Below are 15,850 nucleotides of genomic sequence, written 5' to 3' on the forward strand. Positions count from 1 at the left end.
AGCGGCGATGACGCAAGATCCCCGAAGCGAAACCGAACTGATGCTCTCCGGCTATGGGCTGACCACGGCCGAGATGTACTACCGGATGCCCGACCATCCGCATGTGCTCAATACCTTCGTCTGGCAGGACTACGATCTCGCGCCCGACCATCCGCGCCTGTTCAAGTTCATCGAGTATTGGGGAGAGGAGATCGAGGGTCCTCTCCACTCGGTCCGCTTCACCCATCGCAAGCTGATCGCGCCGGGCGAATGGCGGCATGTGACCGGCGAGTTCCGGGTGCACTGAGCCAAAGGCGTCGCGTGCCGAACGGGTCTCCGTCGTCCACGCCAGGTTCCCGGCGCCCTCGGCCATGGGAGGGCAGCACGGGTCTCGGCGGAAGACTACTGGCGGCGGGCGGCGGCGCCCGCCCAGACAAGGGCCAGGCCGAGCGACAGGACTGCGTTCCAGCCGGCCATGCTGAGGCCGAGGAACTGCCAGACGATCTCGTCGCACATCACGACGGTATCCGCGATGTCGGTGCTGAGCAGGTCGGCGCCCGAGAAGCCGGAGAGGTCGCCGCCGCCGGAGCAGCTCGACGGGCCCTCCCACCAGTCCTGCTCGACGCCGGCATGGAAGACGCCGATCCCGGAGGTGGTCAGCGCGGCAATTCCCGCCAGCGCCGCGGTGATCCGCGGCGCGACCCCCGACAGCGCCAGAACGCCGAGCAGGATCGCCGCCGCATGCGGCCAGCGTTGCCACAGGCACATTGCGCAGGGCGCGTAGCCGAAGGTCTGGAACAGGAAGGCCCCGCCCAGCAGGCCGGCATGACCGACCGTGGCCGCCGCGATCCACGCCGCGCGGGTCACAGCACCCTCACGAAGGCGAAGCTGCCGATGAGCAGGGCACAGAACAGCGTGAACATCAGACCGAGGCGTCGCTCGATGAAGTCGCGGATGGGCGGGCCGAACTTCCACAAGAGCGCCGCGACGAGGAAGAAGCGGAAGCCTCGCGCGACCACCGACGAGACGATGAAGACAGGCAACGAAAGTCCCGTGGCGCCCGACAGGATCGTCATGACCTTGAACGGGAAGGGCGTGATCCCGGCGATCAACACCGCCCAGGCGCCGTATTCATTGTAGCGCTCGGTGAAGCCCGCGAAGCTGTCGGCCTTGCCCAGCGCGGTCAGCACCGGCTCTCCGATGGTGTCGAAGGCGAAGGCGCCGATGGCATAGCCCGCAAGCCCGCCGGCGACCGAAGCCGCGGTGCAGACGAAGGCGATCAGGAAGGCGCGATGCGGCGTCGCGATCACCATCGGGATCAGCATGACGTCCGGCGGGATCGGGAACACCGAGCTCTCGGCGAAGCTGACCAGCGCCAGCGCCCAGAGCGCGTTCGGATGAGCGGCAAGCTCGAGCGTCCAGTCGTAGAGGCGGCGGATCATGGCTTGGCGGTTTCACGGAACCCTGAAACAGTCAAGGCGGTTCGTCCTGGAAGATGTTCAAGGAGACGCCGATGCGCTGGAAGGGTCGGAGGGGCAGCCTCAACATCGAGGATCGGCGCGGCCGCATCCATCGCGGCGGCGGCATGGCCGGGGGCGTCGGCGGGCTGGGTCTGCTGGCGATCCTGCTGATCGGCTGGTTCCTCGGAGTCGACGTCTCGCCCCTGATCGGCGGCGCGGGGCAGGGGCCGCAGACGGGCGGCCCGGTGGAGACCCGCGCGCTCACCGAGGCCGAGCGTGCGGAGGGCGAGTTCGTCTCGGTCGTCCTCGCCGACACCGAGGAGGTCTGGGCCGATATCTTCGACCGCCAGGTCGGAGAGCCCTATCAGCCCGCCACGCTGGTCCTGTTCAGCGAGGTCACGCAATCGCCCTGCGGCGGCGCCTCGGGCGCGACGGGGCCATTCTACTGCCCTGTCGACCGCAGGGCCTATCTCGACACCGCCTTCTTCACGACGATGGAGCGGCGGCTCGGTGCGGGCGGCGACTTCGCGGCCGCCTACGTCGTGGCCCACGAGATCGCCCACCATGTCCAGAACCAGCTCGGCATCCTCGGGCAGGCAAACCGGATCCGCGCCCAGTCGAGCGAGGTCGAGAGCAACGCGATCTCGGTGCGGCTGGAGCTTCAGGCGGATTGCTACTCGGGCATCTGGGCGCGCAACGCGCAGGACCGCTTCGGCACGCTGGACCGCGGCGACCTAGAGGAGGCGGTCAACGCCGCACGTCAGATCGGCGACGATACGCTCGCCCGCGAGGCGGGGCGCGTGGTGCGACCGCATACCTTCACCCACGGCACCTCGGAGCAGCGTGCGCGGTGGTTCGAGATCGGCTATGAGCAGGCGGATATCCGCGCCTGCGACACCTTTTCGGCCGAGCAACTCTGACCGGGCGCGATTGACGCCCGTCACGCCCGGCGCTACGCCCGGAAGCGGCGATCGGGCCCGTGTGGCGGAATTCGGTAGACGCAGCGGATTCAAAATCCGCCGCCGCAAGGCTTGCCGGTTCGAGTCCGGCCACGGGTACCACGCCGATCCCCCTGAAAATGTGGAAACGATTCGGGCTGCCGTGCTTCCACCGTCGCCCGCCCGGCATCCGGTCGTGCGCAGCGGGATCGGGCCGGACGGAAACAGACAATTTTCGTAAACGGCCGGACCAGGCCGCAAACCACGCGCCTTCCCGAAACAATTTTCGTCGGGCGATGCAGGCCCGGCCAGCTCCGACCCACGGGAATATGTGTGAAATAACGGCTTCCATCGCGCGATGGGCGTCATCCAAGGGGGTCGGGGCCCATCCCATTGTTTCCAAACGCGAGAAGATCCCCCGAGACTTTTCGCTGAATTTGACGCAAAGGCGGCAGATCAGGGGCCTGGGCGCGGCGGAATTAACCCTCGCTTGCCGCAATCCTCTTCCTCGGCGCCTCCCTATGGGCTAATTTCAAGGCACGCCCAACTAAAGGGGGGCGAAGTCTGCTGGCCACGGGGGTGGCCGCGTTTGACGAGTGTCCTGCCGGACGCGAGCGACGGAGCGACGGGATTGCCGCCATTCGGCGGAGGCCATGCTCCGGGTCGATCGCGTCCTCTAGCGCCCGTACGCGCGGATTTCCGGTCACGGCAGTGCGATCGACCTCCTTTTCGGGCCCCAAGGACCGAGCGGAGTGCCGTTGCCATGATGTTCCAGAGACCGAGCGACCAGACCGGCCTCAGCCGGACCGGGCCGCCGGTCGGCCATCCGTTCCCTCGTTTTTCCCGTTCGGCCGTCGCGCGCGGCCTGCAACTGCGCGCGCTTTAAGGAGCCCTGCCATGTCCGACACGCCCACCACGACGATCCCGGATACCCCGAAGACCACGATCGACTTCGACGGCCTGACCGACGGCACATCGGTCACCGATCAGTATGCCGGCCAGGGCGTCACCGTCAGCTCCAGCGGCGCCAATCCGGCAGTCGCGGCCGGCGGCTACATTGCCCCCTCGGAGCCCGGATCCGCCGTCACCTTCGACTTCGACGAGAAGGTCATCCTGCACGGCGTCACCCTCAGCGACGTCGAGGAAGGGGCCTGGGTCACGGTCTACGACGCCGCCGGCCGGATCCTCTTCCAGCAGAAGTTCACCTCCGGCCAAGGCGAGTCGCTCGAGATCGCGTTCGAGGTCCCCGGTGCCCGCGAGATGGAGGTCCACTTCACCGGCTCCGGCGGGATCGACGACCTGGTCTTCGTCAAGGCCATCGCGCCCGACGGAATCGTCAACGGCACCGCCGCGGGCGATCTGATCGACGAGACCTATGTCGACGAGGATGGCGACGTGATCGACGGCGGCGACGCCATCGGCGTCAAGGGCACGACGGGCGACGCCGATTTCGTCACCGCCGGCGGCGGGAACGACACCGTCTTCGCGGGCGCGGGCAACGATCACGTGCGCGGCGAGGACGGGGACGACCTGCTCTATGGCGAAGCCGGGATGGACACGATCACCGGCGGACTCGGCAACGACACCGTCTTCGGCGGCCGCGAGATGGACGAGATCCAGACGTTCCGCGGCGACGACTGCGTCAACGGCCAGGACGGCGACGACTGGATCTGGGGAGGTGAGGGCAACGACACGCTGTCCGGCGACCGTGGCAACGACATGGTCTTCGGCGAGGACGGCGACGACTGCGTCCTCGGCGGCGAGGGCGACGACACGCTGACCGGCGACGCGGGCCACGACACGCTGAAGGGTGGCGAGGGCGCCGACAAGATGGACGGTGGCGCGGATAGCGACCTGATCCGCGGCGCCACCTCCGGCGACACGATCTTCGGCGGCGAGGAGGGCGAGGATTGCGACACGCTGGACCTGTCCGGCGTGACGTTCACGAAGATCGACTATACCTCCGACGACAAGGAAAGCGGCGTCATCACCTTCGACGACCACACCACCGCCGAGTTCCACGGGATCGAGAAGATCGTCACGAAAGGCGATGACTGCGATGATTGCGACGACAAGAAGGCGCCGCCCTGCTTCACCCCCGGGACGCTGATCGCGACGCCGCGGGGCGAGGTTCCGGTCGAGGCGCTGGAGGTCGGCGACCGCGTGATCACCCGTGACAACGGTCTCCAGGAAATCCGCTGGATCGGCCGCCGCGACCTGACCGCCGCCGAGATGCTCGCGACCGAGGCGTTCCGCCCGGTGATGATCCGCCGGGGCGCCTTGGGCCACGGCTTGCCGGAGCGCGACATGATCGTCTCGCCGCAACACCGCGTGCTGATCGTCGGCGACGACGCCCTGCTCTACTTCGAGGAGCGGGAGGTCCTGGTCGCCGCCAAGCATCTCGTCGGCCGCCCGGGGATCGAGCGGCTCGCCGCGCGCGACCTGTCCTACATCCACATCATGTTCGACGCCCATCAGGTCATCCTGTCCGACGGCGCCTGGACCGAGAGCTTCCAGCCGGGCGACAGCTCTCTTGCCGGGCTGCACGACGCGCAGCGGGCGGAGCTTCTGTCCCTGTTCCCGGAACTCCAGGACGAGGACGGGCTGGACGGATACGTCGCCGCGCGCCGGTCGCTGAAGCGCCGCGAAGCGGAGCTGCTTGCCCATTGACCTCTGCCGGGTCACCTGGGGGGAGGGGCGCGGGGAACCGCGCCCCTTTCTGTTTGAGAGCCGCGCGATACGTGCTAGGCCCTGTCGGCGGCTGACTCGGAGGCAACATGCGGCGCTGGCACTTCTACGTCATGGGACTGATCGCGCTGGTCTTCGGCGCGCTTTCGCTGGCGGAATACGTGATGGTCTCCTACGGCCTCATCGCCGGCTGGCTGGAGTTCTATCCGCCGGAACAGATCCTCTGGCTCAAGGCCATCCCGGACTGGGTGCACGGCGTCTGGGCCCTGCACGCGACGCTGGCCCTGCTCGGCGCGCTCTGCCTGCTGGCGCATGTGCGGTCGGCGGTCTGGATGCTGGGCATCTCGTTCATCCTCCTGTTCGTGCTGGCGGTCTGGGCGGTGTTCTTCGCAGATCCGACGATGATCGCGCTGGTCGGCGGCGGCTGGCTTCCCTGGGTCACGCTGGGGCTGGTGCTGCTGCTCAGCTTCCTCATCTACCTCTACTCTCGTCAGGAAAAGCAGGTCGGCGAGGTCCTCTGACCCGCTTGCCGCGCGGGCGCACCGCTGTTAGCAGCCTCCGACTGAACTTGTCGGGTATGTTGATGGAGCCGCGCCTGCGCATCGAGGGACTGGTCCGCGAGCTGGGCGGCCGTCGCGTCGTGGACGGCATCGACCTGTCCATCGCGGCGGGGCAGATCACCTGCCTTCTGGGGCCGTCGGGCTGCGGCAAGTCCACCACGCTGCGCCTGATCGCCGGGGTCGACCGGCAGGATGCCGGGACGATCCGGCTGGACGGGCGAGAGGTCTCGGGCCCCCGCCTGCACCTGCCGCCCGAAGAACGCGGCATCGGCCTGATGTTCCAGGATTTCGCGCTGTTCCCCCACCTCACCGTCGCCCGGAACATCGGCTTCGGCCTTCCACGTGGCGCTGCCTCGGATGCGCGGGTGCTGGACCTGCTGGCCCGGGTCGATCTGGCCGGCTACGAGGACAAGTATCCCCACGAGCTTTCGGGGGGCGAGCAGCAGCGCGTCGCACTTGCCCGCGCGCTGGCGCCGCGTCCTGCGATGATGCTGATGGACGAGCCCTTCTCGGGCCTCGACGACCGCCTGCGCGACGGGATCCGCGACGCGACGCTGGCCGTGCTGAAGGAGGAGGGGACGGCCGTCCTGCTGGTCACGCACGAGCCGAGCGAGGCGATGCGCATGGCCGACGAGATCGCGCTGATGCGCGACGGGCGGATCGTGCAGCGGGCGGCGCCCTACAACATCTACAACGCGCCGGTGGACCTGCGCGCGGCGGCCTTCTTCAGCGACGTCAACGTCCTGCCGGGCCGTGTGCACGGGGCCCTGACCGACACGCCCTTCGGCCAGTTCCTGGCGCCGGGCCTGCCCGACGGGACCGAGGTGGACATCGTCTTCCGGCCGCAGCATGTCCGGCTCGACTTCGACCGCCATGGGCGCGGCCCGAACCCGACCGCGGCGGAAGGGGCACCCGCGCGCGGTACGGTGTTGAGGGCTCGCTTCATGGGACGCGAGTCGCTGGTGGAATTCCTGATGGACGACGGGCACAGCCGGGTCACCGCGACGGTGCCCGCGGTGTTCCTGCCCAAGCCGGGCACGGTGCTGTGGCTGTCGATCCGCCGGGATCGCTGCTTCGTCTTCCGCCGGTCGCCGGTGTCGGCCTGACTGACCTTGGTGAGGGGGCCGCACGAGCGAGCCCCCCTCCAGAGTCATCAGCCGGAGATCAGCGGCCCCAGGTCCGCACGGCCCCGCAATCGACATGCGTGAAGTTGGAGCCGGAATAGCGCCCGACGCCGCCCGCGCCGCAGGATTGCGCCGCCCTTGCCACCTGCGCGACGCTGCGCGAGGATAGCCGGACATCGGCCGCCTGACCGACGAGGTGAAGCGAGTTCCGCGCCACGCCGCCGGACCGGCTGCGCAGCATCGCGTTCGTGGCTGGCGAGCGGTAGCCCGACAGCAGAAGGAACGGCTCCGACGCGTCGACCAGGCCGTGGGTGGCCGCGATGATGTCGAGCGTGCGGTTGTCGATCGCCTTGACCTCGTTCCGGCGCCAGTCGCGGAAGAAGAAGTTCACCTCCGCCAGGGCGTCGGGAATGTAGCGTCCCTCGATCCAGTAGATCGTGTCCATCGTCTCGCCGGTGCGGGCGTTCGACATCCTGATCCGCCGGATGTCGCCCCCGCCGCGCAGGAAACCTGCGGCCTTGGAGTACGTTGGTGCCGCGGCGACCGCCGTGGCTGCGAATGCTGTCAGAAGTCCACGGCGCGATAGCGCCGCTCCCGGATTATTCCTGTCCGTCACGTTGGCCCCATTTCGTTGTCGACCGTCTTTGCGGCCTCTTACGTCTCATCCCCATGCGACACGGAGGAGGTGACACGATCTGCTCTGATTCTACCAATGCGTACCCACAGCCCGGGCTTTTGAGCAAGTTTTCGCCAAGCCGTTTCGGCGCCGGAACCAAAAGCCTGTTGCAGTTATGTCTAGCCGGGCCGGTTTAGGAAATCGTGAATGGACTCGCCCTCCCGGTGACGTACCCTCTCAAGGCACTGCCATCTGAGACGATTTTGACCATGCGCTCCTTTTTGAAAGCCGCCGTCCTGGCGTTTCCGCTCGCCCTCGCCGCGCTGCCCGCGCAGGCGGCGCCCCTCGTCACGCCGATGCGGCAGGCGGTGGCCGAGGCCGCGAGCGACGACGCCGCCATCGCCGCCTTCTACCGCGGCCGGAACTTTGCGCCGATCTGGATGGGCGAAGGCGCGGCCGAGCGGCGCGCGGCCTTCCTCTGGGCGCTCGATTCGGCTTCGGATCACGGGCTTCCGATCGGGCGCTACGATCCGCAGACGATCCGTGCCGACTTCGCCGCCGCCCGGACCCCCGCCGCCCGCGGCGCGCTGGAGGTCGAGATGACGCGCCGGTTCCTGCGCTATGCCCAGGACGTGTCGTCGGGCATCGTCGATCCGCGCCGGGTCGACCCCGGCATCAAGGTCGCCGTGCCCAGCCGCGACTGGCTGGAGCAGATCACCGCCTTCGCCGAGGGCGATCCCTACCGCTTCGTGCGTGACCTCTGGCCGACGACCCCGGCCTATACGCGCCTGCTGCGCGAGAAGCTGCGGCTGCGCGGGATCCGCGATGCGGGCGGCTGGGGTCCGGAGGTGTCAGGCGGCGGCCTCGCCATCGGCGCCTCGGGCGAGGCCGTGGTCGAGCTGCGCAACCGGCTGATCCGCATGGGCTATCTCCGGCGCAGTGCAGTCGCGACCTTCGACGCTGCCCTGGCGGCGGCGGTGCGGGAGTTCCAGATCGACCACGGGCTCACCCCCGACGGCGAGGTGGGCGAGGCGACGCTGCGCGCGCTGAACGTGCCGCTGGAGGACCGGATGGCGCAGATCGTCGTCGGGCTGGAGCGTCAGCGCTGGATGAACAAGCCGCTGGAGCCGCGGCACATCCTGGTGAACCTCGCCGAGCAGCACGCCTATGTCGTCGACGACGGAAAGGTGAGCTTCGACACCGTGGTCGTCGTCGGCGCCGACACGCCCGACCGCCGCACGCCGGAGTTCAGCCACACGATGACCCACATGGTCATCAATCCCTACTGGCACGTTCCCCGCTCCATCGCGGTCAACGAATACCTGCCGGCCCTGCGCCGCGGCGGGGCGCGGCATCTGGAGGTCTATTCCCGGTCCGGCCGTGTGAACCCCGCGAACGTCAACTTCAGCCAGTATACCGCGTCGAACTTCCCGTTCAGCCTCAAGCAGGCGCCGGGGCCGAGGAACGCGCTGGGCCGGGTGAAGTTCATGTTCCCGAACCAGTGGAACATCTACCTGCACGACACGCCGTCCCGGGACCTGTTCTCGCGCGATCTGAGGACCTTCAGCCACGGCTGCGTCCGGGTCGCGCGGCCGCTGGAACTGGCCTATCACCTGCTCGCGCCGCAGACCGAGACCCCCGAGGCCGATTTCCAGGCGATCCTGCGCACCGGGAACGAGCGCCGGGTCAACCTGGAAGAGCCGATCGGCGTCCATCTCGTCTACTGGTCGGCCTGGGTCACGCCGATGGGGCGCGCGAACTATCGCGGCGACCCCTATGGCCGGGACGCCAAGCTGCTGAGCGCGCTGCGCGCCGCCGGGGTGGAGCTGGCCGAGCAGCGCAGCTGATCCGCGACGGATCGGCATGACCCGGCCGGGTCCGGGAATCGCGGCGTCGGGGCGGACCTTTCCGATTCCATGTCGGCGCCCGGCGCGATAATCCCCCCGTGGGAAACGACCTTTGGGGAGGCGTCATGTTCACGCTGCGAGACATCGCCGAGACACTGGGCCGTCCCCTCGAGGGCGACGGCTCCCGGCATCTGCGCCGCGCGGCGGAGCCGGCGGCGGCAGGGCCGGACGATCTCGCACTCGCCATGTCGCCGGCCTATGGCGCGGCGCTGAAAGCCGGCGCGGCGCGGGTCGCGATCCTGTGGGAGGGCGCGGACTGGCGCGAGATGGGACTGGAGGGCGCGGTGACCGTGCCCCGCGCCCGGCTCGCCATGGCGGGGATAACCCGCGCGCTCGACCCGGGGCCGGAGCTTGCGGCAGGCATCCATCCCTCCGCCGTGGTCGATCCGACGGCGGAAGTTGGCGCGGATGTCGCCATCGGGCCGCTCGCCGTCATCGGTCCGCGGGCGCGGATCGGGGCAGGGACGCGGCTGATGGCGCATGTCTCCGTCGGCGCCGAGGCGATCCTGGGCGCGGACTGCCTGCTCCATCCCGGCGTCCGGATCGGCAGCCGTGTCACTCTGGGCGACAGGGTGATCTGCCAGCCGGGCGCGTCGATCGGCGGGGACGGCTTCAGCTTTGTCACGCCCGAGGAATCGCGGGTCGAGAAGGCGCGCCGCACCCTTGGCGCCGTCGATGAGGTGACGCCGCAGGGCTGGACACGCATCCATTCGCTGGGGGCGGTCACCATCGGCGACGACGTCGAAATCGGCGCCAACGCCACCATCGACAAGGGGACGGTCGCCGACACACGGGTCGGGCGCGGCACCAAGATCGACAACCTGGTGATGATCGGCCACAACAACGTCATCGGCGAGGATTGCCTGCTCTGTGCGCAGGTCGGCCTGGCCGGCGGTAGCCGCATCGGGCACCGGGTCGTGCTGGCCGGTCAGGTCGGTGTGAACGACAACATTTCCATCGGCGACGACGTCGTGGCGGGCGGGGCGTCGAAGATCTTCACCCGGGTGCCCTCGGGGTCGGTGATCCTCGGCCATCCGGCGGTGAAGATGGAGACGCAGCTCCAGATCCAGAAGGCCATGCGCCGCCTGCCGCGCCTGTCGGGGCAGCTGGCCGAGCTTCGTGAAACGGTCGCAAGACTTGTGCAAGGGACGGATCATGACCGATCTGAAGACTGACGAGATCCGCGCGCGCGTCCACGAGATACTGGCCGAGCAGGCCATGATCGACCCGGCAAGCGTCACCGACGAGTCGACTCCGCAAGAGCTCGGGATCGACTCCATGGGGCTGGTCGAGGCTATCTTCGCCATCGAGGAAGGCTTCGACATCACCGTGCCGTTCAACGCCAACGCCCCCGAACAGTCGGACTTCGACATCTCCACCGTCGGCGCCATCGTTCACGCCGTCGAGCGTCTGGTCGCGGCCCAGAAGTGAGCCGGCGCGTCGTCATCACCGGCGCGGGCACGGTGAACGCGCTCGGCCGGGACGTGCCGAGCACGCTCGCCGCGATGCGGGCGGGCCGCTGCGGCATCGACACGTTGCAGATGCGCGATGCCGACCGCCTCGCCATCCGGATCGGCGCGCAGGTCGGCGGCTATGACGAGGCGGACCATTTCAACCGGCAGGAGATCGCACTCTTCGACCGCTACACGCAGTTCGCGATCCTTGCCGCGCGCGAGGCGCTGGAGCAGGCGGGGCTGACCTTCGCCGGTGAGGCGGCGGCGCGGGCCGGTGTGATCCTCGGGACCTCGGGCGGGGGTCTCACGACGCAGGACGACAACTACCGCGCCGTCTACGAAGAGGGGAAGAACCGCGTCCATCCCTTCGTCGTGCCGCGGCTGATGAACAACGCCGCCGCCGCGCATCTGAGCATGGAGTGGAACCTGAAGGGCCCGTCCTTCACCGTCGCCACCGCCTGCGCCTCGTCAAATCACGCCATCGGGCAGGCATTCCAGTTCGTCCGCGCCGGCCTGTCGGACGTGATGATCACCGGCGGCTCCGAGGCGATGCTCTGCTTCGGCGGGGTCAAGGCGTGGGAGGGGCTGCGCGTGATGTCGGGCGACACCTGCCGCCCGTTCTGCGCGACCCGCTCGGGCATGGTTCAGGGCGAGGGCGCGGGGATCTTCGTGCTGGAATCGCTCGACCACGCGCGCGCCCGCGGGGCAGAGATCCTGGCGGAGGTGGCGGGGGTCGGCATGACCTCGGACGCGGCCGACATCGTCATGCCGTCGCGCGAGGGGGCCGAGCGGGCGATGGAGAGCGCGCTGCGCGACGCCCGTCTCGCGCCCGAGGAGGTGGGCTACATCAACGCCCACGGCACCGGAACAGCCGCCAACGACAAGATCGAGAGCGCCGCCATTGCCCATGTCTTCGGGCGGCACGCGGATGCGCTTGCGATCTCGTCGACGAAGTCGATGCACGGCCACTGCATCGGCGCGACCGGCGCGATCGAGCTTCTGGCCTGCATCATGGCGCTGCGGGACGGGGTCATCGCCCCCACCGTCAACTGGCGGGAGCGGGATCCGGAATGCGCGCTGGACGTGGTTCCGAACGAGGCGCGCGAGGCGCGGGTCACGGCCTGCCTGTCGAACGCCTTCGCCTTCGGCGGCATGAACGCGGTGCTGGCGCTGCGGGCGGCCTGACGCCGCCCGCGGGCGACAGGGTCAGTCGACCGACACGGCCTCGAAGCCGGCGGTGAAGCCGTTCAGCGACATCGTCAGTTCGGCCTGCTGGTCGGGCGCCTGCGCGGGCACGACGATAATCGTCGCCTGGGCGCCGCGGCGCATCCGGTTGAGGTCTTCGGCGGTCAGACCCAGCCGCGCATAGCAGCCCGACTGGTCGCAGAACGAGAACGGGTAGCGGCGGGCCTGGCCGCTGTCGATCTGCATCGTGACCTGCGCCGTCAGGAGCGTCTGGAGCGGCGTCAGCACCGTCGCACCGGCGACGATTTCGCCGCCGTCCGGAAGGTCGAACACGTTGACGTCGGCCGTGGGGTTGCCGTTCTGGTCCTCGAGCCGCTGGAACATCTGGCAGGGATCGGGACCGTCGCCGGGGTTCTCGAGGCAGCGGATCTCCCAGGCGCCATGCTCCTCACGGACGTAGATGGACGGGCCGGCGGCCTGCCCGGGAACGTCCTCGCCCGTCGACAGGATCTCTTCGGCCAGCTGGTTGGCCTCGCCCGGCGCCTCTTGCGCAGGCGTTCCCTCCGCAGGCGTCTCCTGCGAGGGGGCGGCGTCCGCGGGCGCCGCGGTTTCGGCGGGCGGCTCCGCGGTCTCGCCCCCGGTGTCCTGGGCGTAGGCCGAAGTCGTGGCGAGCAGGGCCGCCAGGACGAGTGCGAGGGCGGGGCGGGTCGGCAGATCGATCATGACGGGCGAACTCCGGTTTCGGTCAGATTTCGGTCCCCTTATCACGGTGGCGCGGCAGGTGCAGGGGGCAAATCGGGGGAGGGCGGCGACGTCAGCTAAGCCCCAACGCACAAGAAGAAAAGGGCCCGGTAAGGAGCCCTTTTCCGTCGTTTTTTCTCTCCCCGTCGGACTGGCCGACTTGATATGGCCCGGACCCTAAGCAGGCCGTCCCATGGCGTCAACATGGTATTTTTTAAGGTCCGCGACAAAGCGCGGCGGGGGTTCGCCGCGGTCGGGCGGACCAAAAAAGCCGCACGGTGCGGACACCGCGCGGCCAGTCGACAGGGAGGATGACTGGCGCGCATCTGTGCGCCTCCGTCGCGGGCTGTTATGGCAGAGCGACGTTGAGAAATGGTTAAGAGGCGCGACATGAGTGACGGCACGATCTTCGTCGGCGGTGGGGGACCGGGTTACGGCACGCCCCAGCACCTGCGCCTCGACCGCGCCAACCGTCACGGCCTGATCGCCGGGGCGACGGGCACGGGCAAGACGGTGACGTTGCAGATCCTGGCGCAGGGCTTCTCGGATGCGGGCGTGCCGGTCTTCCTGTCGGACGTGAAGGGCGACCTGGCGGGGATGGCGCGGCCCGGCTCGCCCGAGCACAAGCTGCACGGACCCTTCACCGAGCGCGCGGGGACGATCGGGCTGGACCTCGCCTACGCCGCCTGTCCGGTCACGTTCTGGGACCTCTGGGGCGAGGCCGGGCATCCGGTGCGCACGACCGTCTCCGAGATGGGGCCGCTGCTGCTGTCGCGCCTGCTGGACCTGAGCGAGGCGCAGGAGGGGGTGATGAACATCGCCTTCCGCGTCGCCGACGAGGATGGGCTGGCGCTGCTCGACCTCAAGGACCTGCGCGCGCTGCTGGCCTGGGTCGGGGAGGAGCGGCAGGCCCTGTCGCTGCGCTACGGCAACGTCTCCACCGCCTCGGTGGGCGCGATCCAGCGGCGGCTTCTGGTGCTGGAAGGGCAGGGAGGCGAGTTGCTATTCGGCGAGCCGGCGCTGGACCTTGCCGACATGATGCGCACCGATCCGGACGGGCGCGGGCGGGTCAACGTGCTGGCAGCCGAGCGGCTGATGGGCTCGCCCCGGCTCTACGCGACCTTCCTGCTGTGGCTTCTGAGCGAGCTCTTCGAAGAGTTGCCGGAAGTCGGCGATCCCGAGAAGCCGGTGCTCGTCTTCTTCTTCGACGAGGCGCATCTGCTCTTCGCCGACGCGCCGCCCGCGCTGGTCGAGAAGGTGGAGCAGGTCGCCCGGCTCATCCGCTCCAAGGGGGTCGGGGTCTATTTCGTGACCCAGAACCCTGACGACGTGCCCGAGGACGTTTTGGGCCAGCTCGGCAACCGGGTGCAGCACGCACTGCGCGCCTACACCGCGAAGGACCGCCGCGCCCTGCGCGAGGCGGCCGGAAACTACCGCGACAACCCCCGCTTCGACATCGAGGAGGCGATCCGCGAGGTCGGCACCGGCGAGGCGGTGACCTCCTTCCTCGACGCGAAGGGCCGCCCCGGCATGGCCGAGCGGACGCTGATCCGCCCGCCCGCCTCGCAGCTGGGCCCGATCACCGCCGAGGAGCGGCGCGCGATCCTCGCCGCCTCTCCGGTGGCGGGTCGCTACGAGGCGAGCGTCGACCGCGAAAGCGCCTTCGAAGTGCTGGCCGCCCGCACCGAGGCTGCAGCGGAGGCCGCGGAGGCGGCCGAGGCGGAAGAGGCGCGCGCCGAGACCGAGGAGCGCGCGTACAAGGCGGGTCGCCGCTACACCGGTGGCCGCGTCGGACGCTCCACCGCGCAGCCGCGCGGGCGGGGCGACAGCGTAGGCGAGGCCTTCGCCAAGTCCTTCGCCCGCTCAATGGGAACGCGGGCCGGCCACGCCATCGTGCGCGGCGTGCTCGGCGGGTTGTTCAAAGGCCGATGAGGCTGCGCGCGCCCCGGCCTGCTGACGGGCCCGAGATCGCCGCGATCCACGCCGAGGGGCTGGCGACAGGCCATGCCTCCTTCCGCGAGACGCCGATGGACTGGGCGGGGTTCGAGACCGGCTTCGCGCTGTCCCTGCTGGCCGAGGTCGGAGACCGGGTCGCTGGCTTCGCCGGGGTTTCGGCCACCTCCGCCCGCCCGGTCTATGCCGGCGTCGGCGAGGTCAGCGTCTACGTCGCGGCCAGCGCCGCCGGGAAGGGCGTCGGCCGCGCGCTGCTGTCGCGACTGGTGGCCGACAGCGAGGCGGAGGGCTGGTGGACGCTGGTCGCGCAGATCTTCCCGGAGAACGGCGCGAGCCTCGCGCTGCACCGCGCCTGCGGCTTCAGGGCGCTGGGCCTCCGACACCGCCTCGGCCGTATGGGTTATGGTCCGATGGCCGGCCACTGGCGCGACGTCGTGATGATGGAGCGGCGCAGCGAGGTCGCGGGACGCTGACGTGCCTCAGGCGAGGTCGTAGCCCGCCCAAGCCAGGATCTCCGGGTCGATCGCGATCCTCTCCAGCGCTTCGGTCTCGATATCCTCTCGCCACCTCTCTTCGGAATAATAGGCGCGCAGGTCGTCCAGCGTCTGGCGCTTGTCCTTCCAGGACCGTTCGACCGGACGGGGCGTGGGGGACGGGTCGGACAGGACCGGCCGGAGCGCCGTGAAGCAGTCGACCTGACGCATCACGACGTCCTCGAAGCGCAGGACCGTTTGTCCGATCCCGGCCGCGTCGAGTCGGATCATGAATCTGCGGTAGGAGGCGAGCTTGGCCTCGTAGAGTGCCGGGGGCGTCAGGACCGCTCCGTCCAGCCGGTCGCGGGCCGTCGTCTTCCATGGCAGCGCGACGAAATCCACGAAGCGATCCGGCATGGCGACGAGGCAGTGATACGGATTGCGGTAGAGGGAAAGCAGCCACGACAGGGGGTGTCGGATCAGGAAGACCACGTGCGTGTCGTCCGCCAGGGCGCCCGGCGTCTCGAAGAGGGTCGCGCAATGCTTCCACTGCTGGCTCGGATCCTTCCCCTCGAACACCGCATCGACCCACGCTTCGACCTGGGCCGCGGGTGCGCCCGACTTCCGCAACCCGCGGAGCCGGTCTGTCGCGTCGGCGTCGAGAGCGGCCAAGCTGCCGGGAAGGACCACGGAGCGGGAGTTGAGCCGGATCAGTGACTCCAGCGCATTGGTGCCGGTGTTCCGCTCGCCGAAGACCTTGATCCGCACGCGG

16 protein-coding genes and 1 tRNA gene are annotated in these 15,850 nt (G+C 69.3%); 12 read left to right on the forward strand and 5 right to left on the reverse strand.

From position 1 onward, the window contains the following. Positions 1 to 7 precede the first annotated feature (7 nt). Positions 8 to 286, forward strand: coding sequence for an usg protein (locus DR046_RS10515; RefSeq protein ID WP_115382340.1), 279 nt, complete (start codon positions 8 to 10; stop codon positions 284 to 286). 95 nt (positions 287 to 381) lie between these two features. On the opposite strand, the gene DR046_RS10520 is transcribed toward DR046_RS10515, so the two are convergent. Beyond that, positions 382 to 846, reverse strand: a complete 465-nt coding sequence (locus DR046_RS10520) for a disulfide bond formation protein B (protein ID WP_115382341.1) — start codon at positions 844 to 846, stop codon at positions 382 to 384. Then, positions 843 to 1,421 carry a YqaA family protein gene (locus DR046_RS10525; protein WP_115382342.1) on the reverse strand — a complete coding sequence of 193 codons (579 nt, stop codon included), beginning with the start codon at positions 1,419 to 1,421 and terminating at the stop codon, positions 843 to 845. Before DR046_RS10525 ends, DR046_RS10520 begins: the two co-directional genes overlap by 4 nt. A gap of 71 nt (positions 1,422 to 1,492) precedes the next feature. On the opposite strand from DR046_RS10525, the gene ypfJ reads away from it, so the two are divergent. From ypfJ to DR046_RS10550, 5 genes are all read left to right on the forward strand, one after another. After that, positions 1,493 to 2,359, forward strand: coding sequence for a KPN_02809 family neutral zinc metallopeptidase (gene ypfJ, locus DR046_RS10530; RefSeq protein ID WP_115382449.1), 867 nt, complete (start codon positions 1,493 to 1,495; stop codon positions 2,357 to 2,359). A 55-nt stretch (positions 2,360 to 2,414) separates the two neighbouring features. Further along, positions 2,415 to 2,500 (forward strand) — tRNA-Leu (locus DR046_RS10535). Positions 2,501 to 3,274: 774 nt separating this feature from the next. Next, positions 3,275 to 5,047 carry a Hint domain-containing protein gene (locus tag DR046_RS10540; RefSeq protein WP_115382343.1) on the forward strand — a complete coding sequence of 591 codons (1,773 nt, stop codon included), beginning with the start codon at positions 3,275 to 3,277 and terminating at the stop codon, positions 5,045 to 5,047. Between the two features lie 107 nt (positions 5,048 to 5,154). Then, positions 5,155 to 5,586 carry a hypothetical protein gene (locus DR046_RS10545; RefSeq protein WP_115382344.1) on the forward strand — a complete coding sequence of 144 codons (432 nt, stop codon included), beginning with the start codon at positions 5,155 to 5,157 and terminating at the stop codon, positions 5,584 to 5,586. 56 nt (positions 5,587 to 5,642) lie between these two features. Beyond that, a complete protein-coding gene (locus DR046_RS10550) occupies positions 5,643 to 6,731 on the forward strand; it encodes an ABC transporter ATP-binding protein (RefSeq protein WP_115382345.1) in 1,089 nt (362 codons plus the stop codon). Between the two features lie 58 nt (positions 6,732 to 6,789). Here DR046_RS10550 and mepK read toward each other — a convergent pair whose 3' ends face one another. Continuing rightward, complete coding sequence (gene mepK / locus DR046_RS10555; RefSeq protein WP_115382346.1) at positions 6,790 to 7,365, reverse strand: peptidoglycan L,D-endopeptidase MepK; 576 nt, start codon at positions 7,363 to 7,365, stop codon at positions 6,790 to 6,792. Positions 7,366 to 7,634: 269 nt separating this feature from the next. Here mepK and DR046_RS10560 point away from each other — a divergent pair, with 269 nt between their 5' ends. The 4 genes from DR046_RS10560 (at position 7,635) to DR046_RS10575 (ending at position 11,911) form a co-directional block, all read left to right on the forward strand. Further along, positions 7,635 to 9,212, forward strand: coding sequence for a L,D-transpeptidase family protein (locus tag DR046_RS10560; protein WP_115382347.1), 1,578 nt, complete (start codon positions 7,635 to 7,637; stop codon positions 9,210 to 9,212). A 125-nt stretch (positions 9,213 to 9,337) separates the two neighbouring features. After that, complete coding sequence (lpxD, locus tag DR046_RS10565; RefSeq protein ID WP_115382348.1) at positions 9,338 to 10,447, forward strand: UDP-3-O-(3-hydroxymyristoyl)glucosamine N-acyltransferase; 1,110 nt, start codon at positions 9,338 to 9,340, stop codon at positions 10,445 to 10,447. Next, positions 10,428 to 10,703: an acyl carrier protein gene (locus tag DR046_RS10570; RefSeq protein WP_115382349.1), complete on the forward strand. Its 276-nt coding sequence runs from the start codon at positions 10,428 to 10,430 to the stop codon at positions 10,701 to 10,703. The genes lpxD and DR046_RS10570 overlap by 20 nt, the downstream gene beginning before the upstream one ends. After that, positions 10,700 to 11,911, forward strand: a complete 1,212-nt coding sequence (locus DR046_RS10575; RefSeq protein WP_115382350.1) for a beta-ketoacyl-[acyl-carrier-protein] synthase family protein — start codon at positions 10,700 to 10,702, stop codon at positions 11,909 to 11,911. The genes DR046_RS10570 and DR046_RS10575 overlap by 4 nt, the downstream gene beginning before the upstream one ends. A gap of 21 nt (positions 11,912 to 11,932) precedes the next feature. Here the strand turns inward: DR046_RS10575 and DR046_RS10580 are convergent, their stop codons facing one another. Then, entirely contained in the window at positions 11,933 to 12,634 is a 702-nt protein-coding gene (locus tag DR046_RS10580) for an invasion associated locus B family protein (RefSeq protein WP_115382351.1), read from the reverse strand. 408 nt (positions 12,635 to 13,042) lie between these two features. On the opposite strand from DR046_RS10580, the gene DR046_RS10585 reads away from it, so the two are divergent. Further along, entirely contained in the window at positions 13,043 to 14,584 is a 1,542-nt protein-coding gene (locus tag DR046_RS10585) for a helicase HerA-like domain-containing protein (RefSeq protein ID WP_115382352.1), read from the forward strand. Beyond that, positions 14,581 to 15,078: a GNAT family N-acetyltransferase gene (locus DR046_RS10590; protein ID WP_115382353.1), complete on the forward strand. Its 498-nt coding sequence runs from the start codon at positions 14,581 to 14,583 to the stop codon at positions 15,076 to 15,078. Before DR046_RS10585 ends, DR046_RS10590 begins: the two co-directional genes overlap by 4 nt. A 6-nt stretch (positions 15,079 to 15,084) precedes the next feature. Here the strand turns inward: DR046_RS10590 and DR046_RS10595 are convergent, their stop codons facing one another. Next, positions 15,085 to 15,846: a hypothetical protein gene (locus DR046_RS10595; protein WP_115382354.1), complete on the reverse strand. Its 762-nt coding sequence runs from the start codon at positions 15,844 to 15,846 to the stop codon at positions 15,085 to 15,087. Positions 15,847 to 15,850: the final 4 nt, after the last annotated feature.

This window comes from Jannaschia formosa (assembly GCF_003340555.1).
In the GTDB taxonomy this organism is placed as follows: Bacteria; Pseudomonadota; Alphaproteobacteria; order Rhodobacterales; family Rhodobacteraceae; genus Jannaschia; species Jannaschia formosa.